General features: G+C 41.8%; 18 protein-coding genes, 3 tRNA genes, 1 rRNA gene and 1 other annotated feature. Of the genes, 3 read left to right on the plus strand and 19 right to left on the minus strand.

Going from position 1 to position 25517, the window contains the following annotated elements:
- The 8 genes from DW059_RS09360 to ispF all read right to left on the minus strand — a co-directional run bounded on the left by DW059_RS09360 (window position 1) and on the right by ispF (window position 7488).
- On the minus strand, window positions 1-393 hold the full coding sequence (locus DW059_RS09360) for a hypothetical protein (protein WP_199534332.1): 393 nt from the start codon (window positions 391-393) through the stop codon (window positions 1-3).
- Window positions 394-412: 19 nt separating this feature from the next.
- Window positions 413-2584 carry a YhgE/Pip domain-containing protein gene (locus DW059_RS09365; protein WP_117698605.1) on the minus strand — a complete coding sequence of 724 codons (2172 nt, stop codon included), beginning with the start codon at window positions 2582-2584 and terminating at the stop codon, window positions 413-415.
- 4 nt (window positions 2585-2588) lie between these two features.
- A complete protein-coding gene (gene sigH / locus DW059_RS09370) occupies window positions 2589-3185 on the minus strand; it encodes an RNA polymerase sporulation sigma factor SigH (RefSeq protein WP_022242898.1) in 597 nt (198 codons plus the stop codon).
- A gap of 12 nt (window positions 3186-3197) precedes the next feature.
- Entirely contained in the window at window positions 3198-3953 is a 756-nt protein-coding gene (gene rlmB, locus DW059_RS09375; RefSeq protein ID WP_416390276.1) for a 23S rRNA (guanosine(2251)-2'-O)-methyltransferase RlmB, read from the minus strand.
- A 10-nt stretch (window positions 3954-3963) separates the two neighbouring features.
- Window positions 3964-4425: a Mini-ribonuclease 3 gene (locus DW059_RS09380; RefSeq protein ID WP_022242900.1), complete on the minus strand. Its 462-nt coding sequence runs from the start codon at window positions 4423-4425 to the stop codon at window positions 3964-3966.
- A complete protein-coding gene (gene cysS, locus DW059_RS09385; RefSeq protein WP_117698606.1) occupies window positions 4410-5828 on the minus strand; it encodes a cysteine--tRNA ligase in 1419 nt (472 codons plus the stop codon). Before cysS ends, DW059_RS09380 begins: the two co-directional genes overlap by 16 nt.
- Before the next feature lie 31 nt (window positions 5829-5859).
- Complete coding sequence (epsC, locus tag DW059_RS09390) at window positions 5860-6537, minus strand: serine O-acetyltransferase EpsC (protein WP_022242902.1); 678 nt, start codon at window positions 6535-6537, stop codon at window positions 5860-5862.
- 113 nt (window positions 6538-6650) lie between these two features.
- Window positions 6651-6869 (minus strand) — a binding site (T-box leader).
- A 79-nt stretch (window positions 6870-6948) separates the two neighbouring features.
- Entirely contained in the window at window positions 6949-7488 is a 540-nt protein-coding gene (gene ispF, locus DW059_RS09395; protein WP_022242903.1) for a 2-C-methyl-D-erythritol 2,4-cyclodiphosphate synthase, read from the minus strand.
- A 450-nt stretch (window positions 7489-7938) separates the two neighbouring features.
- On the opposite strand from ispF, the gene DW059_RS09400 reads away from it, so the two are divergent.
- The gene (locus DW059_RS09400; RefSeq protein WP_117698607.1) at window positions 7939-8433 is read left to right on the plus strand and encodes a DUF6512 family protein; all 495 of its coding nucleotides are present in this window, start codon (window positions 7939-7941) and stop codon (window positions 8431-8433) included.
- Window positions 8434-8565: 132 nt separating this feature from the next.
- Here the strand turns inward: DW059_RS09400 and DW059_RS09405 are convergent.
- The 5 genes from DW059_RS09405 to DW059_RS09425 form a co-directional block, all read right to left on the minus strand.
- A tRNA-Met gene (locus DW059_RS09405) sits at window positions 8566-8639 on the minus strand.
- A gap of 23 nt (window positions 8640-8662) precedes the next feature.
- A tRNA-Val gene (locus tag DW059_RS09410) sits at window positions 8663-8735 on the minus strand.
- 207 nt (window positions 8736-8942) lie between these two features.
- The gene (locus DW059_RS09415; RefSeq protein ID WP_117698608.1) at window positions 8943-9794 is read right to left on the minus strand and encodes a DegV family protein; all 852 of its coding nucleotides are present in this window, start codon (window positions 9792-9794) and stop codon (window positions 8943-8945) included.
- Window positions 9795-9819: 25 nt separating this feature from the next.
- On the minus strand, window positions 9820-12240 hold the full coding sequence (locus DW059_RS09420) for a homocysteine S-methyltransferase family protein (RefSeq protein WP_117698609.1): 2421 nt from the start codon (window positions 12238-12240) through the stop codon (window positions 9820-9822).
- Window positions 12237-14045 carry a bifunctional homocysteine S-methyltransferase/methylenetetrahydrofolate reductase gene (locus tag DW059_RS09425; RefSeq protein WP_117698610.1) on the minus strand — a complete coding sequence of 603 codons (1809 nt, stop codon included), beginning with the start codon at window positions 14043-14045 and terminating at the stop codon, window positions 12237-12239. Before DW059_RS09425 ends, DW059_RS09420 begins: the two co-directional genes overlap by 4 nt.
- 169 nt (window positions 14046-14214) lie before the next feature.
- Between DW059_RS09425 and DW059_RS09430 the strand changes: the two genes are divergently transcribed.
- Window positions 14215-15054: a Cof-type HAD-IIB family hydrolase gene (locus DW059_RS09430; protein ID WP_022242649.1), complete on the plus strand. Its 840-nt coding sequence runs from the start codon at window positions 14215-14217 to the stop codon at window positions 15052-15054.
- 365 nt (window positions 15055-15419) lie between these two features.
- Here the strand turns inward: DW059_RS09430 and DW059_RS09435 are convergent, their stop codons facing one another.
- A complete protein-coding gene (locus DW059_RS09435) occupies window positions 15420-19223 on the minus strand; it encodes a phosphoribosylformylglycinamidine synthase (RefSeq protein ID WP_117698611.1) in 3804 nt (1267 codons plus the stop codon).
- A gap of 178 nt (window positions 19224-19401) precedes the next feature.
- Here DW059_RS09435 and DW059_RS09440 point away from each other — a divergent pair, with 178 nt between their 5' ends.
- Window positions 19402-20286, plus strand: a complete 885-nt coding sequence (locus tag DW059_RS09440; protein WP_022243377.1) for a LysR family transcriptional regulator — start codon at window positions 19402-19404, stop codon at window positions 20284-20286.
- On the opposite strand, the gene DW059_RS09445 is transcribed toward DW059_RS09440, so the two are convergent.
- From DW059_RS09445 to DW059_RS09465, 5 genes are all read right to left on the minus strand, one after another.
- Window positions 20281-22632, minus strand: coding sequence for an ATP-dependent DNA helicase (locus DW059_RS09445; protein WP_117698612.1), 2352 nt, complete (start codon window positions 22630-22632; stop codon window positions 20281-20283). The genes DW059_RS09440 and DW059_RS09445 overlap by 6 nt on opposite strands.
- A gap of 251 nt (window positions 22633-22883) precedes the next feature.
- On the minus strand, window positions 22884-23111 hold the full coding sequence (locus tag DW059_RS09450; RefSeq protein ID WP_117698613.1) for an HPr family phosphocarrier protein: 228 nt from the start codon (window positions 23109-23111) through the stop codon (window positions 22884-22886).
- Window positions 23112-23626: 515 nt separating this feature from the next.
- Window positions 23627-24580: a magnesium transporter CorA family protein gene (locus DW059_RS09455; RefSeq protein ID WP_158552096.1), complete on the minus strand. Its 954-nt coding sequence runs from the start codon at window positions 24578-24580 to the stop codon at window positions 23627-23629.
- A 431-nt stretch (window positions 24581-25011) separates the two neighbouring features.
- Window positions 25012-25082, minus strand: a tRNA-Trp gene (locus DW059_RS09460).
- A 221-nt stretch (window positions 25083-25303) separates the two neighbouring features.
- Window positions 25304-25517 (minus strand): 23S ribosomal RNA (locus DW059_RS09465); the annotation flags it as partial.

Consider the following 25517-nt stretch of genomic DNA (forward strand, 5'->3'; position numbering starts at 1 on the left):
CTACTCCTTTGTGCTATCCGTTAAAAGTTCCTGCTCTGCCGTCTGAAGTACGGTACGAATCCGTTCCTCTACCTGGGCAATTCCATCGCCAATCAGTGCATCTCTCTCCTGCTGCTCCCGGTTGGAAATCTCATTTAATTTTTCCTGTAATTTATAATCTGAATATTCTACAAAGATTAAATATCCTGCCAGAATAAACAGCGATACAATCCACAGAATCAAAAATACAATTTTTGAGCTTTCTGTCCAGAATAACAATGCCAGGAAAATCAGTGGAATAATGATAAGGCACCGCAATCCGATGCGGATACGTTTCTGGTTCTTCTTATGAATCTCCTGCTCATAGCCTAAAAGCATGTCATAAAGCTTTTCATAATCTTCTTTCTTTTCCATCTGCTCTTCACCTGCTCTCTTACATCATCTTCGTATCTTTCATTCGCTTTTCCACGAAATGATTGATACCCATAAATGGTACGCGAATCAGCAGTCCGATTAACAATGCCGCTGCTGCGAAAATCAGAAGCTCTGCCAGATTCTTCTCATAGGTTCCGCCATACATGCCGCCAATGGTTTCACGCATGGCATTAATGGCATATGGGAATGGGAAGAAAATATATACCCGCCGGTAAAATTCCGGCAATATCTCAATCGGATATGTTCCACCGGAACCTGCAATCTGAATAACGACCATTACAACCACCAGTGCTTTTCCGATATCGCCAAAGGAAAGTGTCAGCGCATAGATTAATAAGGTAAAGGTAAAGCTCGTCAGCGACGCCGCAAACCAGAACAATACCGGATTCTTCACCTGACAATGCAGCAGATAAATATTACCCAGCACAATAATCAATGCCTGTATCTGTCCCATCACAAAGAAAATGAGATATCTTCCAAGGAAAAGCTGATAACGCTTCGGATTCGTCAAATCCTTTTCGGATGCCTTTACCTTAATCAGTGCCACCAGTACAATACCGCCTACCCAGAGTGCCAGTGTTGTATAAAATGGTGCAACCGCAGAACCATAATTTTTAATCTCATAAACCTGCTTTGTCTCCACTTTTACCGGCTGTGCAAAGAATTTACCATAGGATTCCGGATCGCCGCCCAAAAGTTCCATGATAATCTGCATCTGTTCATCTTCCGATGCTTCATTCAGCTTGCTGATTGCCTCTTCTATCTTTGTATCACAGGTCTTCAGCAATGTCTGAATCTGTGTAAAGCTTTCATCTGTAGCATCTACCATATCTAAGGTTCCATCGAAAATGGTTTCCATGTCACCTAATGTATTATTCAGATTATTCAAAAGATTGGTTACATTGACCAGTATCTGGGATGCCGTATCCAATATTCCGGATACTCCAGGCACCAGATTATTGGTGTATACATTCTTCATATTTTCAATGGTCTTGCTGCAGGTAGACAATGCTGTATTCATTCCGCCTGTCACAGTATCTACCGCATCTTTTACTGCATCTGATGCATTGTCCGGCATCAGTGTCTCTAAAAGCTTCTGCATTTCTTCTGCATCCTGCTTCAACGCATCAATCTGTGACATCACATCATCCATATCCGTTTTCTGCTCGTCCGTAAAGCTCTCATCTGTCTTGAGTCCACTGATTGCTCCATAAAGCGACTGCAACTGGTCATTTAAAGTCTTGATATCATTCGTTGTTGTCTCAATACTTTCAGTTGTCTTCTTGGCAGAATCTCCCAGTCCGGCATTGGTAATATCCGTTGAAATCTTATTCAAAGAATTCTCAATATCCGTTAAGGTTGTCTCCACATTCTTGGAAAAATCTGAAAGTGTAGTATCCGTACTGTCTAATTGTGTCTTTGTTCCATTCAGGGAATTTACAGCTGAATCAATTTTATCTTCCACCTTTGACACACTGGAATTGGCTTCATCAATCCCTGCGCTCAGTTCTTCATTTCCGGACAGGAAGCTGTCTATCATGGCATCATAGTCCTTTAAATTCTGGCTGAGCTGCTCTAATTTCTGGCGGAATCCATCCACACCGCCATCTTCACTTATTTTCTCAGAAAGATTATCCATCTGGGCAAACATGGCACTTGCCGCTGTCTCAAGAAATGTCTCATTGATACTGGACTTTAATGTGCTCACTGCAGTATCGGTAATTTTCGTTGCAATGGCATTTTTCTTCTCATTCTCATAATATGTAATGGTCGGATTCTCCAGTCCTTTAGAAAAGATGCTGAACATGCTCTCGGAAAAGCGGTCACCAATAACTACTGCCGCATAATATTTTCCACTTTCTACTCCGCTGATTGCTTCATCAGAGCTGTCTACAAACTGCCAGCCTATGGACTTATTCTCCTTCAACTGCTCAATCACCTGAACACCCATGTTGACGGTTGTGCCATCCTCTAATTTCATTCCTTCATCTTCAGATGCCACTGCAATATAGATATTTCCGGTGTTGGCATAAGGATCCTCATTGGAATAAATATTAAACCATGCATACAAAGATGGAATAAAACACAATCCGATTGCAATGACCAGTGCGAAAAAATTCCTGCAAAGTCCTCTTACGTCCTTACGAAAAATGTGAATGATATTTTTCATGCTGTTACTTCCCTTTCAACTTCTTCTTTAAACGCTGCAACGCATTATCCACAGCCTTCGGCTCTTTTCCCATAGCTTCTGCAATCTGCTCATAGCGAAAGCCCTGCAGATAATACGACAACACTTCCTGTTCCATTTTGCTTAAAGTTTCATTTACTTTCCGCTTGAAATCTTCCCGGTCTTCCTGACTGATAAATAAATTCTCCGGATTCGCCTCATCTATAGTCTCTAACACATCCGCCAGATTCCTGCCTTCCGAATCCTCACTATCTGCATAAAGTGGTACATACGAATTGAGCGGTGCATGCTTTTTCCGATTGGAAGCCTCCACCGCTGTATACATCTGTCTTGCAATACAAAGGTCTGCGAAATGAAAAAAACTGCTGTCTTTATCCGGCTGATAATCCCGGACAGCTTTAAACAGACCAATCATTCCCTCCTGAATCAAATCGTCCGTCTCACCACCAATGAGATAAAGTGCTTTTGCTTTTTTCTTAACCAGACTTTTGTATTTGTCCATCAGATAATCTGTAATTTCTTTTTCACCACTACGAAGTGCTGCAATTAATTCCTCATCACTCATGTTCTGATAAGATTGCATCTCTCTCTCCTGTTAACTTAATCTCTGTCTTACAATTTCATAAGCTAAAACACCTGTTGCTACCGATGCATTTAAGGAGTCAATATCTCCCTTCATTGGAATCGATGCCACAAAGTCACAGTTTTCTTTTACTAATTTGCTGACACCTTCTCCTTCATTTCCAATAACCAGTCCGATAGAACCTTTTAAATCCAGATCATACATGGTTGTGCCACCCATATCTGCACAGACAAACCACATGCCCTGCTCCTTTAATTCCCGGATGGTATTGGTAAGATTGGTTACCTTTGCTACCGGTGTATAATAAATGGCTCCTGCAGAAGCCTTTGCTACGGTGGCGGTCAGTCCCACTGCACGGCGCTTTGGAATAATGACGCCATGGGCACCTGCCAGATTGGCAGTACGGATAATTGCACCCAAATTGTGCGGGTCTTCAATATTATCCAGCAAAATGACAAATGGTGCCTCATTTTTCTTTCTGGCATTTTCTAAAATATCTTCTACCGTTGCATAGGAAAATGCTGCTGCCATGGCAATGACACCCTGATGCTTCTTCGTCTCTGACAACTGCTCTAAACGCTCTTTTGCCACAAACTGTACCAGCGTATCATGCTTTTTCGCTTCTCTTAAAATGGTCTGAATGGGACCGTCTTTACAGCCATCTAATACAAACAGCTTGTCTATGGTTTTTCCGGAACGAAATGCTTCTAAAACTGCATTTCTTCCTTCTATCTTCGTGCTTTCCGCCTGTGTGTTTTCCATCTGCATTTCTTCCATTCTACTTTCCTCCTGCCAGATCATTCTTTCCGGTCTTCACATTATAGTGTCTGATTGCTTCTTTCGCCAGTTCCAAAATCCGCTCAAACTGATCCGTCAGATATAAATAGCCCATCAATGCTTCAAAGCCGGTGGCACGGCGATAATCTGACATAGTTGCGTTTTTTGCCATGGTCGGAGACTTGGCATTTCTGCCTCTGCGGTAAATTTCCGTTTCGTCTTCCGTAAGCATCGGAGTCAGTGTCTCCATCATCGTTGCCTGCGCATGCGCTTTCACCAGATGGCTGGTGGTCTGATGCAGACGGGATGCCTTGGTATTGCCTTTTCCAACTACAATGCTTCTTATGACAAGGTCATAAATGCCATCTCCTATGTAGGCAAGTGCCAAAGGGGAGTAGGTTGCTACATCCACCTTTGGCAGGTCAAAATATTCTTTGATATGGGAATCTATGCCTTTTTCCATTTTACACCCTCTCTGGTATCCTCTAAGACAATTCCTTTTTCCAAAAGTTCATTACGAATTGCGTCTGCTTTGGCAAAATCTTTTTCTTTCTTTGCAGCCTTACGCTCTTCGATTTTTTCTAATACATATGCTTCTAAATCTGCATCGATTTCATCGGCAGGATTTGCTGCTTCTCCCGCTGCTAAATCAAGAGATAATACATAATCAAAATCTTTTACCAGTGCAAGCTTGGTTGCATCGGTCATATCGGCTTTCAATACTTCATATACTACAGTCAGTGCCATGGAAGTATTTAAATCATCCTCTAATGCCTGCAGGAATTTCTCTTTGTATGCATCAAATTTATCCTGCTCTACTTCTGTAGACGCATCCAGTTTTGCAATGGTCTTACGAAGCTTTACATAGGAATTTTCCATATTATCCATTACTTCATAAGAGAATTCCAATGGCTTTCTGTAATGGGACTGCAGACAGAACATACGATATACCAGCGGCAGATAACCTTTTTCTTCCAATAAGGAAACGGTCAGGAAATCTCCCTTGGATTTACTCATTTTTCCTGATTTATCATTCAGATGATGCACATGGAACCAGTAATTACACCATTTATGTCCCAGATATGCTTCACTCTGTGCAATCTCATTGGTATGATGTGGGAAAATATTATCCACACCGCCGCAGTGAATATCCATATATTCACCTAAATGCTTCATGCTGATGCAGGAGCACTCGATATGCCAGCCCGGATAACCAACGCCCCATGGACTATCCCATTTCAGTTCCTGGTTATCGAATTTGGACTTGGTAAACCACAATACAAAATCACTCTTGTTGCGCTTATTTTCATCCTCAGATACGTCATCACGGACACCTACCATCAGCTCTTTTTCGCTCTGGCTGGAGAATACATAATAATCATCTAATTTTGATGTATCAAAATATACATTTTCTCCGGCAATATATGCATAGCCTTTCTCTAAAAGTACCTCTATCATATGAATAAATTCCGGGATACAATTGGTTGCCGGCTCTACCACATCCGGACGTTTGATATTTAATTTGGAGCAATCGGAAAAGAATGCATCGGTATAATACTTTGCAATCTCCATAACGGTCTTGTGCTCACGCTTTGCGCCCTTTAACATTTTATCCTCACCGGTATCTGCATCACTGGAAAGATGTCCTACGTCTGTTATGTTCATGACACGCTTTACATCATAACCTGCATAGCGAAGTGTTTTCTCTAATACATCTTCCATAATATAGCTGCGCAGATTTCCGATATGTGCAAAATGATATACGGTTGGTCCGCAGGTATACATTTTCACTTTGCCATCTTCGTTTGGCACAAAGGTCTCTACTTTTCTTGTAAGGGTATTAAAAATCTTTACGTTGTTCTCCATGTTATCCTCCATCGTTCCTGGAATTACTTATTTAATTCTTTTCTACTTCCTGCTTTAATGCTTTTATCTCTTTTTCCATATCAATGATACGGTTGCATAATTCTGAATTTTCCCGCTGCAATACATTGATGTCTTCCTGTACCGGGTCCGGCAGATTGCACTGATCCATATCGCTGCGTGGAATTTTTACATTATTACGTTTTACGATTCGTCCCGGAACACCTACTACGGTACAATTTGGCGGCACCTCTTCAATTACCACACTTCCGGCACCGATTTTCGAATTCTCGCCTACCGTAAAGGAACCGATGATTTTTGCTCCTGCACTTACCATTACATTATCCTCTAAGGTCGGATGACGTTTTCCGGTTTCCTTACCGGTTCCGCCCAAAGTTACACCCTGATATAAGGTTACATTATCTCCGATAATTGATGTCTCTCCGATGATAACGCCGGTACCATGGTCGATAAAGAATCCTTTTCCAATTACTGCGCCCGGATGTATCTCAATTCCGGTTTTTCTTGCTGCTTTCTGTGAAATATATCTTGCCCGGAAGAAATGTCCCTTCAGGTAATGCTTATGTGCACGCCTATAACTAAGCATAACACGAAATGACGGATAAAGCAAAACCTCCATTGGAGATTTTAATGCCGGATCACGCTCCTTGATAATCTCAAATTCCTCTTTTAATTCTTTTATAAAACCCATGATTACAGCCTCCTGTTCACTGTATAGATTCTTTCCTTTATGCATGCAAGCATGCGATTTTTACTTTACAGGAAAGCAATTTCCTATAAAGTAAAAAATCGTCTCTATATAAATATAGAGACGAAGTTATTCCGCGGTTCCACTCTAAGTAAAGCATTGCTGCTTTCCCTCAATACACGTAACATGTGCTATTCGTTCCTGGCTACTTGCTTTCACCGGGACTGCTTCCGGATGCACTTCATATACTTTGGAATCAAGACTGCTTTCAGCCGATGACAGTCTCTCTCTTTTATTCACGCATGTATACTACTCTTTCCGTTCACTGCATTTATCAATTCATTTCTGAATCATTTTTAAATTCTTTTTACGCTACTAGTTTATGCACGAATTGCCATTTTGTCAATAGAAAAGTTATTTTCCGCATCCCGGGCAGCCTGCACAATTTCGTTCACTGCCTCCCACTGCTATGCTGTTTTCATAGATACTTGAGATAGCACAGATTGCCTGGGAGCTGATTCCATCTTCGCTTCCGGTAAAGCCAAGCCCTTCCTCTGTGGTTGCCTTTACATTTACCTGACTGACGTCTATCTTCAATGCCTGTGCAATATTTTCTTCCATCTTCTCAATGTGTGGACGCATTTTGGGCTTCTGGGCAATAATCGTAGCATCGATATTATCAATGACATAATTCTCTTTCTCTAAAAGCTGTCCCACTTCTTCCAATAATTTTATACTGGAAATCCCCTCATATGCCGGGTCTGTATCCGGAAAATGCTTTCCGATATCTCCTAAAGCCGCTGCCCCCAGCAACGCATCCATGATGGCATGTAACAATACATCTGCATCCGAATGTCCCAGCAAGCCAAGACTGTGCGGTATCTCCACTCCGCCTATGATTAATTTTCTTCCTTCTACTAATTTATGAACATCATATCCCATTCCTACTCGCATGTGATTACCTGCTTTCTTTTTTTCTTTTCAACTTTCCGGCTCTCTGCTTTCGCCCTATCTCGATCCAGCTCCGCAGTGCACGCAGGAAGTTGCTTCGCATCTTCCCGCTCACGGGCTTTCGCCCTATCTCAGTCCAGCTCCGCAGTGCACGCGGGAAGCTGCCATGCACCTTCCCGCTCTCAGGCTTTCGCCCTATCTCGGTCCAGCTCCGCAGTGCACGCGGGAAGCTACTTCGCACCTTCCCGCTCTCGGGCTTTCGCCCTATCAAAAACAAGGAAAATCCAGTTTTGTCTGCAAGCAGCCAATCTGGATTTTTCTTGTTTTTTGGCACTGCTCAATGCTTACGGACATTATACCACACTGGAGGTATTTTCTGATAGCTGTTTATAGATTTCTTTTTTCATATTATTTCCTGTTTTGCATCATACTATAGTTTCAGGAGGTATTTTTATGAATTCTAAAAAACTTTTTATCTGGGGTTTTCTCTTTGTGTCTGTGATTGGATCCCTATTACATTTCGTCTATGAATGGTCCGGTAACAATTCCATCGTACGGCTTTTTGCACCATGGAATGAATCCACCTGGGAGCACATGAAGCTTCTTTTCTTTCCAATGCTGCTTCTTGTGCTTTTTCTCTTTTTCAAACTGCCGGAACAAAGTCCGATTCCAGTAGCACTCTCCATTGGGACGCTGGTTGGGTTGGCATTGATTCCAATTCTCTTCTACACATACACCGGTGTGCTGGGCTTCTCTGTCATGGCGATTGATATTGCAATTTTCTACATCAGTGTTCTGGGTGTCTTTCTTACCGGATGGTTTCTGAAAGATAACCGCAAACTTGCCAACCGCAGTGGACTGCTACTTACCTGCCTTGTAATTCTTGCAATTCTGTTTTTTATCTTTAGTTACTATCCGCCTGAAATTGGACTTTTTCAGGAGCCATAAGCTATTTTTAAATAGGAAAACAGGTCGGTAAGGGATTTACAAGAAATTCTCACCTGCAGTTCTTTCCTGATGCCAGATTTTTTCTTGCTACTCGCAAAAAAAGAATCCTGCATCTGCAAGATTCTTTTTCAGTAGCGGAAGGGAGATTTGAACTCTCGACACCACGGGTATGAACCGTGTGCTCTAGCCAACTGAGCTATTCCGCCATATTCAATTATTTGTTTTGGAATGGGACCTACAGGGCTCGAACCTGTGACCCTCTGCTTGTAAGGCAGATGCTCTCCCAGCTGAGCTAAGATCCCATATTCCTGCGGGTTACTCATCTGCAACCCGCTTTGCTAGTATACTATATAGGAATAGTGAAGTCAAGCACTTTTTCAAAAATATTTTTGAAATATTTAAAATTTTTGAAAATATTTCAAGATTCAAAATTACTCCAATAATTCTGTCAAGCTGCCGGATACCTGCCTTATGAGATACCTTTGCAAATCATACATCTCTCCTTCTCCCTATTCCTTCGCAATAAACAAGACGCCCAGTGTTCCCGGTCCACAGTGGCTGGATACTACACCACCCGCTCTGGTCTCTAAAATTTCATGAAAGACATGCAGGTCATTGAGATAAGCCCGTACCTTATCTACGATTTCCGGAGCACTGCCGGAATGAGTGATAAATACACGTTCCGGCCGGGCATTCTTCATTGCTTCTTCCATGTCTTTCACATAAGAGAGAACAACCTTTTCCATATTGCCACGGTATTTCTTGCCAGGTCCCATCTTGCCATCCTCAACGCCAATCCGCGGATGAAGCTTTAATGCACCACCGGCTAAGGCAGCCAGTCCACTGCACCTGCCACCACGATAAAGATAGGTTAAGGTGTCTACCACAAAACTTGCCCTGACCAGAGGCTTTAATTCTTCGATACGGGCTGTAATCTCTGCTACACCCTTTCCCTGCTGTGCCATTTCAGCTGCCTCTATAACAAGAAGTCCGATACCGGTAGACAGGTTTGCTGAATCGATTACAGTCACCAGATTTTCCGCATTCAATTCTTCTGCTGCAAGACGCATCACATTCATGGAAGAAGACATCCCGGATGCAATGGCAAAACAGATAACCTCCTGACCTTTTTCTACATAAGGCTTTAACAATTCTACTGCCTGCTCTGCGGATGGTGCTGAAGTCTTTGGAGTGGTCTTGTGTTCATCCGACCAGTCAAAAATCTCCTGCGGAGTAATATTTACTCCATCCAGATATTCTTCGTCACCTAATAAAATGTGAAGCGGAAGAATGGTAATATCATAACGTTTTACCAGTTCTTCAGATAAATCACAGGTACTATCTGAAATTATCTTTACCATATCAAAAACCTCCCAAAATAAAAATTTACATTTCTTCCAGTAGACGCTCTACCAGTTTTACACAATCAGCTGCATCCGGGGAATAGCCATCTGCACCGATTTCATCTGCAAAGCTCTGTGTAATTGCTGCGCCGCCTACGATAATCTTGCTGTTGCAGCCGCGCTCTTTTGCCAGTTCTACCACATCCTTCATACGCATCATGGTAGTGGTCATCAGGGCGGAAAGTCCGATAATCTGCGCATGCTCTTTCAATGCAGTATCAACAATAATATCTGCCGCTACATCTTTGCCCAAATCTAAAACACGATAACCATAGTTACGGAGCATCAGTGCTACCAGATTCTTACCGATATCGTGTATGTCACCTTCTACGGTTGCAATAATAATGGTTGCCTTTGGCTCTGCGTCCTTATCTTTGGAAAGCATTGGCTCCAAGTATTCAATGGCATGCTGCATGGTCTGCGCACTGGAAATCAGCTGCGGCAGGAAATAAATCTGCTTGTCAAAAAGGACACCTACTTCATTAATGGCAGGAATCAACTGTCCATTAATAATCGCTCCCGGTTCTTCTCCTGCTGCCAAAGCTTTATCTACTTCTTTTAAAATATTGCCCTTATTTCCCTTTAATACACAGTCAAATACCGGATTTGCCGGCTCTAAAGTGCCTGCCGAAGCTGCGTTATCGGTTGCCGGAGCTTCCTTCTGTGCCCGCTGGTTCATCCGATTGATATAGCGGATATCGGAACCTTCTTTATGTAAAAGCATATCCGAAGCCACTGCCGCATTCATTAATAAATCCTGGGATGGATTTGCAATTGCCATCGTAAGTCCTTTTGCAATTGCCATGGTAAGAAATGCACTGTTTACATAAATACGTTCCGGCAGACCGAAAGAAATATTGGAAAGTCCACAGGCTGTGGCAAGGCCCAATTCATCCTTACAATACTGGATGGTATCGAAACATTCCAATGCTGCCAGCGGATTGGCACCTACCGTTGCTACCAGTCCGTCCACGATAATATCTTCTTTATGAAGACCGATTTTTAAGGCGGCATCTAAAATGGTACGGACAATCTGCCGCTTCTCTTCTGCGTCTTTTGGAAGTCCCTCGTCAGAAAGCGGAAGCAAAATAAACATTGCTCCATATTTCTTTGCAATCGGAAGCAATTTTTCGAATTTCTCTTTTTCTAAGGAAATAGAGTTAATCAAAGCTCGTCCCGGATAAATACGAAGTGCTGCTTCAATAATATCCACATGGGATGAATCGATACAAAGCGGACAATCCACTGTATAAGTAACCTCATGAATGGTATTTAACATCATCTGTTTCTCATCGATTCCATTCATACCCATATTGACATCCAGAATGGCTGCACCATTTTCTTCCTGTGCCCGTGCCATATCACGAACCATATTAAGGCTGCCTTCCCGAAGCTCTGCCTGCAATTTCTTCTTTCCGGTCGGATTAATCCGCTCACCAATTACCATAAATGGTCCGTCCAAATCAATTTCTACTGTCTTACGCTCGGAAGTAAGCACTCTTCGTCTTGGTGCTTCCACATGATGGATTCCCATTGGTCTTACTTTATCTGCCAATGCTTTGATATGTGCCGGGGTCGTTCCACAGCATCCACCAATAATCGAAACGCCTTCTTCGATTAATTTTGCACCAACTTCTGCAAATTCTTCCGGTGTGGTCTTGTATACCGTTACGCCATCCTCTAATTCCGGCAGTCCGGCATTTGGCTTTGCCAAAACAGGAACATAGGCATATTCTACAGTCTGGCGAATCGGCTCTAACATTTCCTCTGGTCCTGTGGAGCAGTTCATTCCCACTGCATCTGCACCCAGGCTCTGCAACGTAACTACCGCAGTTACCGGATCTGTTCCATACAAGCTTCTGCCATCCTCGTTATAAGTCATACTTGCCATAATCGGCAAATCACAGGTTTCACGGATTGCCAGCACAGCGGCTCTTGTTTCCTGCAGACTCATCATGGTCTCAATGATAAATAAGTCTACTCCCGCATCTGCCACAACTTTGACCTGTTCTTTATAAATATCTACCAGTTCTTCAAACTGCAATTCACCCATCGGATAAAGCTGCTGACCGGTCATGGTAATATCACCGGCTACCAGCGCTTTTCCGCCTGCTGCCTTTTTGGAAATGGCAACTAATTGCTGGTTCATCTCTACCAGCTTATCTGCCAGTCCATATTCTTCTAATTTAATGCGGTTTGCAGTAAAGGTCGGTGCCAAAAGAATCTGTGTTCCAGCCTCCACATAAGCCCGCTGCAAATCTATCATGGTCTGTGGATGCTCTAAAATCCACTGCTCCGGGCAGACTCCTACCGGCATTCCTGCATTCTGAAGATTGCTTCCGGTTGCACCATCTAAGATAACCGGTCCATTTTTTACTAATTCTTTAAATTCCTCTCTTGTCATCTGCGTTCTTCCTCCTGTCGGATTGCCTCAATAATTCTCGCAATTAAGCCCGTCCGGTTAAATGGTGTCATAAAATAAAATCCGTCTGCAATATCATATAATTTTGCCGCGATTTCAACAGATAATTCAATTGCCACTTCTTCTGCCTCTTCTCTTGTCATATCTTCCCGATACCGGTTTACAATTTCATCGGAAACATGGATGCCCGGCATCTCATTTTTCACAAACATTGCATTCTTATAGCTTACCAGCGGCATAATACCGCACATGATTTTGGTGTCAATGTGTTCTTTGATATAAGTCAGTCTTTCCACATCTTCCTCGGTATATACCGGCTGTGTCAGGAAATAACCGCATCCTGCTTCCGCTTTACGCTTCATCCGTTCAATAATCGCATCCGGATTGGCGCCATGATAATTCAGTGCACCACCATAATAAACCGGCTCCTGTGCAAAAACTTCTAAATTCATTTCCTTAACATACTGCATCAGTTTGATGGAATTGAAATCAAAAACAGAAGTCACTCTTTCGCGGTCTGCCCTTGAAACCGGGTCTCCGGTCACAATCAGGAAATGGCGGACATCATTCATATGCATGCCTAAAAGACCTGCACGCAACGCAATCACATTGCGGTCACGGCAGCTGATATGTGGCATTACTGCCACACCGGTCTTCTGCTGGATTTTCACTGCCAGCTGTCCGGCATCCATTCTCGCCCGCGCCATCGGGGAATCGGAAAGGGTAATCAGATCCACATTACATTTTCTTAAATCTTCTGCTCCTTTCATAACCTTGGATGCATCCTCGGAAAATGGCGGGTCCAATTCTACAATATAAGCCTTCTCCCCACGGGAAAGCTTCTCTTCAAAAATAGATGGAGTTCTTGTAACCTCCTGCGTTACTACATTTTCAATTTTCTTTGCTGCCTTCGGCACATCCTGTAACTCGCCAGAAAGCAAAGCAATATATTCCGGTGTGGTTCCACAGCAGCCACCTAAAATATCGGTGCCAAGGGCTGCAATATCCTTCATTTTTTCTGCATAATAAGATGCATTATTGGAATAAATTGTCTTTCCCCGCAAAGTATATGGGTACCCTGCATTTGGAAGTGCTGATACGAATTTGTCACTGGAGAACTTCAGGTTCTTCATAAACTGATACATGTGGGTACTGTCCAGTTCACAGTTAAATCCATAGGCATCCACATTTTCCATCTCGGAAGCTTCTACTGCCACACGTTGCATGGAGAGACCTGAGCGGGTGTATCCACTCTTGTCAAACGCAAACTGCACCAGAATAAATGCGTCTGATTTTTCTTTGATATATGCCGTCACCGGCTCAATATAGGTAAAGTCACTCTGTGTCTCAAATACAAAACAGTCTGCGCCACAGGAAAGGAAGGTGTCACAAATTTCTTTGTACTCCTGTAACACATTGTCATAGTCCTGATGGTCAAGATCATAAATCGGTCCTAAATCTGCTCCGATAAATACCGGAATCTCTTTTCCATTTTCTGCCTGAAATGAGGCTACTGCTTCCTTTGCAATCTCATAGCCCGCCCGGACTGTCTCTTTTACTTCCTGCATATCTGCAAGAAACATGGTATTTGCTGCAAATGTATTGGTGCGGATCAGCCTTGCTCCCGCACGCAGATATTCTAAATGAATCTCCTTAATCTGCTCCGGATTCTTAAGATTCTCCTTTTCTGCAATCACGGTATCTTCGCTGTATTTTTCCTCATAATAAGTGCCCATGGCACCATCGGTTATCAGTCTTTGTTCTTTGATATATTCTTTTATATTCATAGTATGCTCCAGTTTATCTTACATTTGAATTCCTACTAATTATATATGTAAGCTCCTTTTCCTGCAACTTAAAAATATAAATTTAATCCGGTGATTTGCTTTTTTCATTTTCTGTGCTACACTGTTATTCATTGACAATGATATTTTCAAATACAAAGGAGTACACTTGATGAATTCAGTAAAGCTAATTGCCTTAGACATCGATGGCACCCTCTATAATAAAGACGGTGTCATTACCTCTTATAATAAAGAAATGATTCGAAAAGCCGTAGAAAACGGGATTACCGTTATTATCTCCACCGGCCGGCCTTATATCGGTCTTCCTGTGGATGAAATGAAGGAGCTTGGCATCCAATATGCCATTACTGCCAACGGTTCTGCGGTATACCGCGTCCCGGAAAAGGAACTGCTCTTAGATGAAAGCATGGATACCGATTTAAGTGTCCGGCTGTTACGCAAGCTCTATACGCAGTCTCTTCATATCGATGCCTTTATCAATGGTGACGGCTATACCCAGTTTTCCACTAGCGAGCTTACCAACCTATTAGATATTCCGGATTCCTTAAAAAAATATATCCAGACCACCCGGAAAACGATTACTGACTTAGCTGCTTATATCGAAGAACATAAACTTTGTGTTTCAAAACTGACTTTAAACTTTGCACCGGATGCAGATGGAAGCTATACCACAAGAGAAAAAACAAAAGAAATCTTAGACACCTTCCCGGAAGTCACTTATGTGTCCGGCGGTTTTCATAACTTAGAAGTTACCAGATGCGGCATTGCCAAATCCAAAGGACTTAAATTCCTCTGTGATTACCTCCACATTTCCATGGAAGATACCATGGCGGTAGGTGACAGCGAAAATGATCTCGATATCGTCAAAGCTGCCGGCATTGGCGTTGCCATGGGAAATGCGCAACAGCTCTTAAAAGATTCGGCTGATTTCATTTCCCTTTCTAATGAAGAAGATGGTGTTGCATACGCAATCGAGCGGTTCTGCTTTTAACAGAACCGCTCGTTGTATACGCTAGAACTTTGTACATACTTTATATTTACGTCGTAAAGTATTCATCGTATAGTCGTTATAATCTATTTTCTTATCCTTCTGAAGTCTTCCTAATACAATACCTGGATCACGATTTATTTTATTTGCAAATTTCTTAATAGCCTGTAAATCAAATTCACCCTGTCTTATAAATTCCTGATAATACCCTTTCGGAATCAGACTATCTTCTGCGAAACGATTCGCCGCTTCCTCCTGCTCACCACAATTTTTAATGTTTCATGTACTTACCATCTTCTACTAAAAAAAGACCTTGCAGAAAGGATTTCTCCTATCTACAAGGTCTTGTTCTTCTTTATTCCTATTTTTTATTTGAAGTATGCTACTCCACTTTCGAACAGCTTCATATCCTGCTCGCCGTAAATGTTGACTGCAACAGACTCTCCACGACGCTCTGCATGAGCCATCTTACCAAGGACACGTCCATCCGGACTGGTAATTCCTTCAATTGCCATGTAGGAACCGTTTACATTCCACTCTTCATCCATGGTTGGTACACCGGCTTCATTTACATACTGGGTTGCTACCTGACCATTTTCAAAAAGCTTGTCTAACCACTCTTTTGGAGCAACGAAACGGCCTTCTCCATGAGATGCCGGATTGCAATATACTCCGCCAAGTTCTGCCTGTGCCAGCCAAGGGGACTTATTGGTCACTACTTTGGTATATACCATCTTGGAAATGTGACGTCCAATCGTATTATAGGTAAGTGTAGGTGAATCCGGTCTCTGGTGCGTAATCTTTCCGTAAGGAACCAGACCTAACTTAATCAATGCCTGGAATCCATTACAGATACCCAGTGCCAGTCCATCACGCTCATTTAAAAGCTTGTTTACAGCTTCCTTCATCTTCTCATTACGGAATGCTGTTGCGAAGAATTTTGCTGAGCCTTCCGGTTCATCTCCTGCGGAGAATCCACCAGGGAACATGATAATCTGTGCTTCATCAATTGCTTTTACAAATACATCAACAGAATCACGGATGTCTTCTGCATTTAAGTTCTTAAATACCTTTACGGTTACATCTGCACCTGCATTTTCAAATGCTTTCGCACTGTCGTACTCGCAGTTGGTTCCCGGGAATACCGGAATAAATACATGTGGGCGGGCAACCTTGTGCTTGCAGACGTAAATGTCTTTGGTATCGTAAAGTCCGCTCTTCACTTCTTCTGTTCCGGTGGTTGCTCTGGTTGGGAATACTTTCTCTAAAGTCTGTCCCCATGCTTCGATTGCTTCATCCATGGAAATGCTCATATCACCATAGATAAAGTTCTTGCTGTCATTTACTGCACCCACAACAGCTCCGTTTGCTGCAAGACCTGCTGCTGCAAGGATTTCCTGTGCTTTTGCAACTTTATTTTCCGGAACTTCTGCTACGATATTTCCAAAGCCCGGTGCAAATAATGTTTCTTTTGTTACATCTGCATTTACAGTAACGCCAAGTTTATTACCAAATGCCATCTTGCTGACTGCTGCTGCAAGACCTTTTCCGTCTAATGCATAAGCTGCTACGATAACGCCTGTCTCAGTCATTTCATGAATTGCATCATAAAGCTTCATAACCTGTGCGTAATCCGGCATATCATAAGCATCTTTTTCGATGGTAAATAACATCAGCTTATTATTTTCTTTCTTAAGCTCCGGTGTGATAACATCTTTTTCTTTTGCTACATCAACTGCAAAGGATACCAGTGTTGGCGGTACATCAATTTCATTGAAGGAACCGGACATGGAGTCCTTTCCACCGATGGATGGAAGTCCGAAACCAATCTGCGCATTATAAGCACCAAGCAGTGCTGCAAATGGCTGGCTCCAACGACTTGGCTCCTCCGACATTCTGCGGAAGTATTCCTGGAATGTGAAACGAATCTTGTGGAAATCACCACCGGCTGTTACGATACGGGAAACAGACTCTAATACTGCATAAGCTGCTCCATGGTATGGGCTCCATGAAGATAAATATGGATCAAATCCGTAACTCATCATGGTTACTGTATCGCATTTTCCATTCATAACCGGAAGTTTTGCAACCATACTCTGTGTCTCGGTCAACTGATATTTTCCACCATATGGCATGTATACACTGCCTGCTCCGATGGAACCGTCAAACATTTCTACGAGACCCTTCTGGGAACATACGTTAAGGTCTTTTAATTCATTTAACCATGCTGCTTTCATATCGCCTGCTGCAACTGCTTCTTCTACAGCCTTTGTGCCGATTTTATTTAAATAATTCTCTTCTTTTACCGGAAGCTCTACCTTTACATCAGTCTCCTGATGTGCTCCGTTGGTGTCTAAGAATGCTCTGGAAAGATTTACAATTTCTTTTCCTCTCCAGGATAATACTAATCTTGGCTCTTCGGTTACAACGGCAACTTTCACAGCCTCTAAGTTTTCTTCTTTTGCATAATCTAAGAACTGCTGTGCATCTTCCGGTGCAACAACAACTGCCATACGCTCCTGAGACTCGGAAATAGCAAGTTCTGTTCCGTCCAGTCCGGCATATTTCTTTGGTACTTTATCCAAATCAACTTGTAATCCGTCTGCAAGCTCTCCGATTGCTACGGACACTCCACCGGCACCAAAGTCATTACATTTCTTAATAATGTGGGCAACTTCTTCTCTGCGGAAAAGTCTCTGAATCTTACGCTCGGTAGGTGGGTTACCTTTCTGGACCTCTGCTCCACAGGTATCAATGGATTCTGTATTGTGTGCTTTAGAGGAACCGGTTGCTCCACCGCAGCCATCACGTCCGGTACGTCCGCCTAAGAGGATAATAATATCTCCCGGATCAGAAGTCAGTCTCTGAACGGCACGACGAGGTGCTGCTCCCATAACGGCTCCGATTTCCATTCTCTTAGCAACATAATCCGGATGATATACTTCTTTGACATATCCGGTAGCAAGTCCAATCTGGTTACCATAGGAACTGTATCCCTGTGCTGCGCCGCGAACCAGTTTCTTCTGAGGAAGCTTTCCTTCCATGGTATCTTTTACAGATACGGTAGGGTCAGCAGCTCCGGTTACACGCATTGCCTGATATACATAGGTACGTCCTGACAACGGGTCACGGATTGCTCCACCGAGACAGGTTGCAGCTCCACCAAACGGCTCGATTTCGGTTGGGTGGTTGTGGGTCTCATTTTTAAAGTTTACAAGCCATTCTTCTGTCTTGCCATCTACTTCAACAGGCACTACGATAGAGCAGGCATTAATCTCATCGGACTCTTCCTGATCCTGTAATTTTCCTTCTTTTTTCAGACGCTTCATTGCCATTAATGCAATGTCCATTAAGCAGACAAATTTGTCATCTCTGCCTTCATACATTTTCTTATGTGTATCAAGGTAATCCTCGTAAGTCTTTTCCATTGGCTCTTTGTAGAAACCATCTTCAAATGCAACATTTTTCAGCTCGGTAGAAAATGTGGTATGACGGCAATGGTCTGACCAGTAGGTATCCAGCACACGAATCTCGGTCATGGATGGGTCTCTATCTTCTTCTCCATGGAAATAGTTCTGAATATGTAAGAAATCCTTGAATGTCATAGCCAGTCCAAGGGAATCATAAAGTGCTTTTAATTCCTGCTCCGGCATATCCTTAAATCCGGTCATAATCTTAACATCTGCAGGCTCCGGGAACTCTGTTACCAAAGTCTCAGGCTTCTCCATGCCGGTCTCTCTGGAATCTACCGGATTGATACAGTGATGCTTGATTGCCTCTAACTGCTCAGCATTGATATCTCCGTAAATAACATACGTTGTTGCGGTACGGATAACCGGCTCTTCATCCTCTTTTAAAAGCTTCACACACTGCTCTGCAGAATCTGCTCTCTGGTCGAACTGTCCCGGAAGGAATTCAACGGAAAATACTTTTCCATCCCCCATTTCAAAATTCTCTTCATAGACATCATCTACCGGCGGCTCTGAAAATACAGTCTGAACTGCTCTTTTATATACATCATCGGAAATGTTTTCAATATCATAACGAATCAGGACACGTACCTTATCTACTGCGCTGATTCCAAGATAACTCTTAATCTCTGCATGTAACTCTTTGGCGCGTACTGCGTAAGCGTCTTTTTTCTCTACATACACTCTTCTTACCTTACTCATCTTCTACCTCCTGAATGTTTACTTTCTTATGCTCATTATAGCACGGCATTATGAATAAGAACAATTAATATATTTAATTTTATTTATAAGAGTTACTAATGTTGACACAGTTATAAGTGTCACTTATAATAAAGGAAAATATGCAAGATATGCATTCTGATATGATAAAGGAGCCATTATGGATATTAATTACGAATTATATAAAGTATTCTATCACGTTGCTACTTCCTTAAGCTTCTCGGAAGCCAGCAAGCAACTTTACATTTCCCAGTCTGCAGTAAGCCAGTCCATCAAGACCTTAGAAAAGAAATTAGAGCAGCCGCTTTTTATCCGGAGCACCAAGAAAGTCCAGCTTACTCCGGCAGGACAGGTTCTGTTAAAACACATTGAGCCTGCCATGAATCTCATCGCCCGCGGGGAAAACCAGCTCTTAGAATCCAATACTCTTGGGTTGGGGCAGCTTCATATTGCTGCCAGCGATACTATCTGCCGCTATTTTTTAGTACCTTATTTAAAAGAATTTCATAAAAAATTTCCCAGCGTTCCCATCAAGGTTACCAATGCAACCTCTCTTGGCTGCGTTGACCTCTTAGAGCAGGGAAAAGTCGATATTGCCGTTACCAACTGCCCGAATGTACGATTAAATCAATCCTACATCCGCAAAATGGTACTGGATTTTACGGATGTATTTATTGCGAATCCATCCTACTTTAATTTAAAACAACAGGAATTAAGTTTCCGGGATTTAACAAAATATCCTCTGCTGATGCTCGATAACAAGAGTACCACCAGCGAATTCATGCACAATCTCTTCCTTTCCCATCAGTTGGAGCTGATTCCGGAAATTGAACTGAGCAGTAATGACCTTCTGATTGACCTTGCCCGTATCGGTCTTGGTATCGCCTGCATTCCGGACTATTGCTTGAAACATGAATCTAAGGATTTGTTTATCTTAAAAACTTTAGAACCTCTTCCACGAAGACAGCTTGCCGTCTCCGTAAATCCGAATCTGCCGATTCTTACTTCCACAGAAGAATTCTTAAATCTGCTGCCGACATTATAAATGCTTTTCCTCCCAGAAGGTTGTCAGTTTCTCTTCCAGATTGGAAAGCTGGCACACGCTTCGCTGTTCCCACTCTCTTGGGAACAGCCGCTGATAATCATTCTGCAGAAAGCGTTCATCCAAAAGCTCGATAATTCCCACATCTTCTGCAGTCCGGATAACACGTCCCGCTGCCTGAAGTACCTTATTCATCCCTGGATACCGATAGGCATAATCGAATCCCATGCCCTCTTTCTTATCATAATATTCTTTTAAAATTTCCCGCTCATTGCTAATCTGCGGCAGACCGGTTCCTACGATGATTGCGCCAATCAACTGCTCCCTCTTTAAGTCAATTCCTTCTCCAAAGATGCCGCCCATAACACAAAATGCCACCAGGGACTCTTCTTTTTCCTCCTGAAATGCTTCTAAGAAAGCTTCTCTTTCCTCTTCTCGCATGCCGGATTCCTGACAGATGCAGGTAATTGTTTCATCCATCCGTAACTCAAATGCCTCATGCACTTTTTTCAGGAAAAGATAGGATGGGAAAAACACCATATAATTGCCCTTTTTCTTCTTTATTGTACGATAAATATAATCCGCAATCCTTCCATATTCTTCCGGTGTTCTTCTGGTATATTTACTGCTGACATCATTTCCGATTAACAAAAGTCTCTTATCCTGGGAAAATGTTGTCCTTGCATAAACTGCATAATTATCCGTTTTATTCGTCAAAAGCTCCTTATAATACTGAACCGGCAGCAGCGTTGCCGAAAAGAAAATCGTAGTATTTCCCTTATCCAGACACTCCTGCAGATTAAAGGACGGATCCACGCAAAAAAGCTTTATGACAAATCTGCCCTCTTCATCATGCTGCCCGTAAATTACATAATGTTCATCCACACGCTCGTAGATATTCAAAAAATTTCTCAATTCAAAATAAAAATCAAGAACCACATCCCGCCCCGGAAACTCCGGATTCTTCTGCATATATTCTTCGATTTTTGCAGCAAGGCGCATACAGGAGAAAATGAGATTCGGAATGCTTTCGTAAATCTGATAAGTTTCGCATTCTCTCTTATATTCTAACATCAGCTTATTGCATTTGCTCAGTTCCTTCTCAATGGCAGAGCTTCTTGGCTTCATAATTTTCCGCACCGCAAGAATATCCTCTTTGACAAGGGCGGCACTATACATCTCCCGTCCACGTTCCACAAGATTGTGTGCCTCATCTACCAGAAAGATGTAATCACCCTTGATGCCATCTGCGAAAAAACGCTTTAGATACACATTCGGGTCAAAGACATAATTATAATCGCAGATAATATTATCCGCCCAGGTTGCCGTGTCCAGACACATTTCAAAAGGACAGACCTGATATTCTTTTGCATGTGCCAGCAAAACTTCTCTTGTCAGATTATTCTCCTTCTGCAATAAATCATAAACCGCATCATTTACCCGGTCAAAATGTCCCTTTGCATAAGGACAGCTTACGGGATTACAGTCCACTTCCTCACAAGGGCATAATTTTTCTTTCGCTGTAATCTGCACACTCTTTGCCCGATAACCCTTTTCACATAAAATGCCAAGGGTCTCTTTTGCCACATTTGCGGTAACAGTCTTAGCAGTTAAGTAAAAAATCTTATCACCTAATCCTTCTCCCACCGCTTTGATTGCCGGATATAATGTAGAAATGGTCTTGCCTACTCCGGTAGGTGCCTGAATAAACAGATTCTTTTTTCTGGCTATCGTACGGTAAACCCCGGCAGCCAACTCTTTCTGTCCCTCCCGGTACGGAAACGGAAATGCCAGTTCTTTAATGGATGCCTGCCGTTTCTTCCGCCACTCATACTGAAAATCCGCCCATTTCTTATATTTTAAAATCAAATCTGAAAACCATTCCTGCAGCTGCTGCATGCTATATTCATAAGAAAAATATTTTAAATCTCCGGTATCGAGATTTCCATATGTCATCTGAACATTGATTTTCTGTAAATCATTCTGGATTCCATATATGTACGCATAGCACTTTGCCTGTGCCAGATGTACCTTTATGGGTTCTTCCAATAAGTCAAGGCTTAAATATACGCCTTTTATCTCATCAATGGTAACTGTTTCTTCTATTATAATGCCATCTGCCCGTCCCCAGATTCCAAGCTCATAATTTTCTTCCTCAATGATAATATTTAAAGGAACCTCGGCATGGTAAGTGCTTCCCATCTTCTTTTGAATCTTCCGATGGAGTCTGCTGCCCGCCTGCATGGCTTCCATCGTATCAAGACTGGCTCTGCGGTTATCAATGTCTCCGGAACGCAAGATAAACTCCACCAGATTTCGTACCGATATTCTTATCTGCTCACGTTCCATTCCGCTGTCACCCCTTTTCATCCCATCTTATACTTATTTCTATTTATGCTATTTACTATTTTTTCTATTTATCAATTTTTGAAAAATCTCATTTTTCTAGCAGACTTTAAAGGAATTGAAACGTACTCTCATTTCATAATAACAAAAAAATACCAGATAGAAAAGACAATATCCAAATTGTCCGCTACCCGGTATTTCTTCTTACCTTATGAACCTGTATTTTCTGGCTGCCAGAAAACCTGTGCCATCATTTAAGCAGTTGCATACTTGCTTAATACATTCTCAAAGTTCATATCATGTCCGCCATACTTAACAGTAAGCTCTCGATTCAGATCAAGACTTAATACTCCAAGAAAAGACTTTGCGTCAATTATTACTCTATTGTATGAAATATCAATGTCAAAATCACATTTTCCTGCCTCACGTACAAAGTCTCTAACCTCTTCTGTGCCAGCTAATTTGATTTTCTTTTCATTCATTTTTTTCACCATCCTCAAAAAAATAACTGATTTACTTTTGATTCTTGAGCATTATGACACCATTTCTTTTTTTTGTCAATTTTCGCTTACCATCTTAGTATATGAATTTTATGAGCATTTTACACAATAAATTTTTCTGTTTTTCTCCATTTTGGTCTTACCAAAATTAGTTTGCCTGTCACATTTTGTCGTTTTTTATGGTACTTTAGTCACATTTACAAGTTTTTTTTTACTCAGTCAATATTTTTTATCGTTTTTCACAAATTTTTGTGTCAAAAAATAAGGGAATAAGCCTCGCATTCCTTCAAAAGTCTTCAAAAAAGCTCCAAATTCCATCATTATTCCTAAACTTCTTTCTACACATAACATTTACATAATACTTACTATTGCACTTTTTTCCGTACATTCAGCGTTTTTCCATATAAGTGGACATTTCGTGTATTATAACGTGATTGTATCACTCATTAATTTCGCCGATTTTAAATCATGCAAGTATCTTGACTCGCTTGCGCTCATTATATTACGTCTTTCGAAGATATCCAGATCCGCTTTTTCTTGAAATATACTATCTCTATAATAATAAGAAGAACGGACACTCCGATTACTGCCAGATAACCATATTTCCATTGAAATTCCGGCATTCCCGGAAAATTCATTCCATACCAGCCTGTAATTAGTGTCAATGGCAAAAAGAGCGTTGTTACAATGGTCAGAATACTCATAATCCGGTTCTGGTGAATATCAATCTGCGTCTGATACATTTCACGGATTTGCTGTAAATACTCGCGGATTGTCTCTACGTAATTATGAAGCCGTTCCACACGATTCATATAGCGTTCCCAGCCCTGTTCCTCTTCTACTAAAGACTCCCGGTTCATATACATCTGCATGAAATCTCCCATATTCATTAACTGTTCATAATATGCCCGGCTCTCTGAAAGATGCTTCCGATAACGCATTATTACTTCATTAAAATGCTCCGGTATCCTCTTAATTACAACATCCTCTACCTTCTCCAAATTTTCCTCTATCTTTTGCAGATAAAGAATATCATTGTCAATTAATGCATTACAAATAAATAGCAACACCATATGAAGTGTGCAGCCATCAAACATATCATTTTTGACCTTTGCCAATATTTCCTGTAATTCCTCATCTTCTTCTATTAAAAATAGTTTATTTTCAAAGAGATAAAAGCCAAAGGAAAACTCTTTTTCCTTTTTACTTCCCTGTTTTGGTACATGTATAATCCCCTGTACACATTCATGAAATGCCTCTACTTTGCTATAGCGGATAAAACGCATGCTGCTAATCAGATTCTTTCGATGCGGATAATTTCCTTCTAATTGCTGAAATTCTTCCATATTTAATAGTATTATCTGCGGTTCTGATTCCTTTTCTATATTTTTCCCATTATCCCTTGCTAAAGAAAGTTCTCCTGATGCCGCATGCAACCAATACCTGTTCATTTCTCTTACAGCTCCCTTCCTCACAATCCTGTTTTCATTCATCACATATTTTCTTCTATGTCAGTAGACTGCCCTTTATAAAACTTCTCTTTCATTACTATCTCTTAGATTTTAACACTCTTTGTCTATTTTATACCACTTTTCTTTTTTATACAAAATTTACTGCTAATAGCTGTTTGTGAATTCATGCTAAGTCTGCCGATAGCTTCTTACGAATACTTGACACAAACGAGAAACACGCTTTGCGAGTTTCTCGCTACTCGCATAACAAAGAATGTGCCTTGGCACATTCTCGCGCCTGCGGCGGTCGCTTGCGACATCTACCTTATACGCCGCAGTGTGCATCCTCGCAGAGCGTTTTTTACTTTACAGGAAAGCAATTTCCTGTAAAGTAAAAAAAGAAAGTATAGAATATACTTTCTTTTAAAGAACAGGGGTGGAAGGAATCGAACCCTCCTCTGGAGTTTTGGAGACTCTTATTCTACCGATGAACTACACCCCTATATGCTAAAATGACGTACAAGTACGTCACAATAGGTTTGTTTTGTAACATACCTTCAAAACTTCATACAGGAATCCGAAAACTTTTTTTCTAAGATGGTCATCTCAAATGCTTCGCATTTTCGATGTCATTTGCAGGCAAATGTTCGTCCGGCTTAAGAGCTGTTTCCGCAGATAAATCTGCTCCACATCTCTTCATCCGTCCTACCATCTTACTGCTTTTTGGTCAAGCCCTCGACCGATTAGTAACAGTCAGCTCCACACGTTACCGCGCTTCCACCTCTGCCCTATCTACCTGATACTCTTTCAGGGGTCTTACTGTCTTGAAGACAGGGACATCTCATCTTGGGGGGGGCTTCACGCTTAGATGCCTTCAGCGTTTATCCCTTCCGGACTTGGCTACCCAGCTATGGATTTGGTATCCAGCTGATGCACC

It is taken from the genome of Roseburia sp. AF42-8 (genome assembly GCF_003435965.1).
Taxonomy (GTDB): Bacteria; Bacillota; Clostridia; order Lachnospirales; family Lachnospiraceae; genus Roseburia_C; species Roseburia_C amylophila.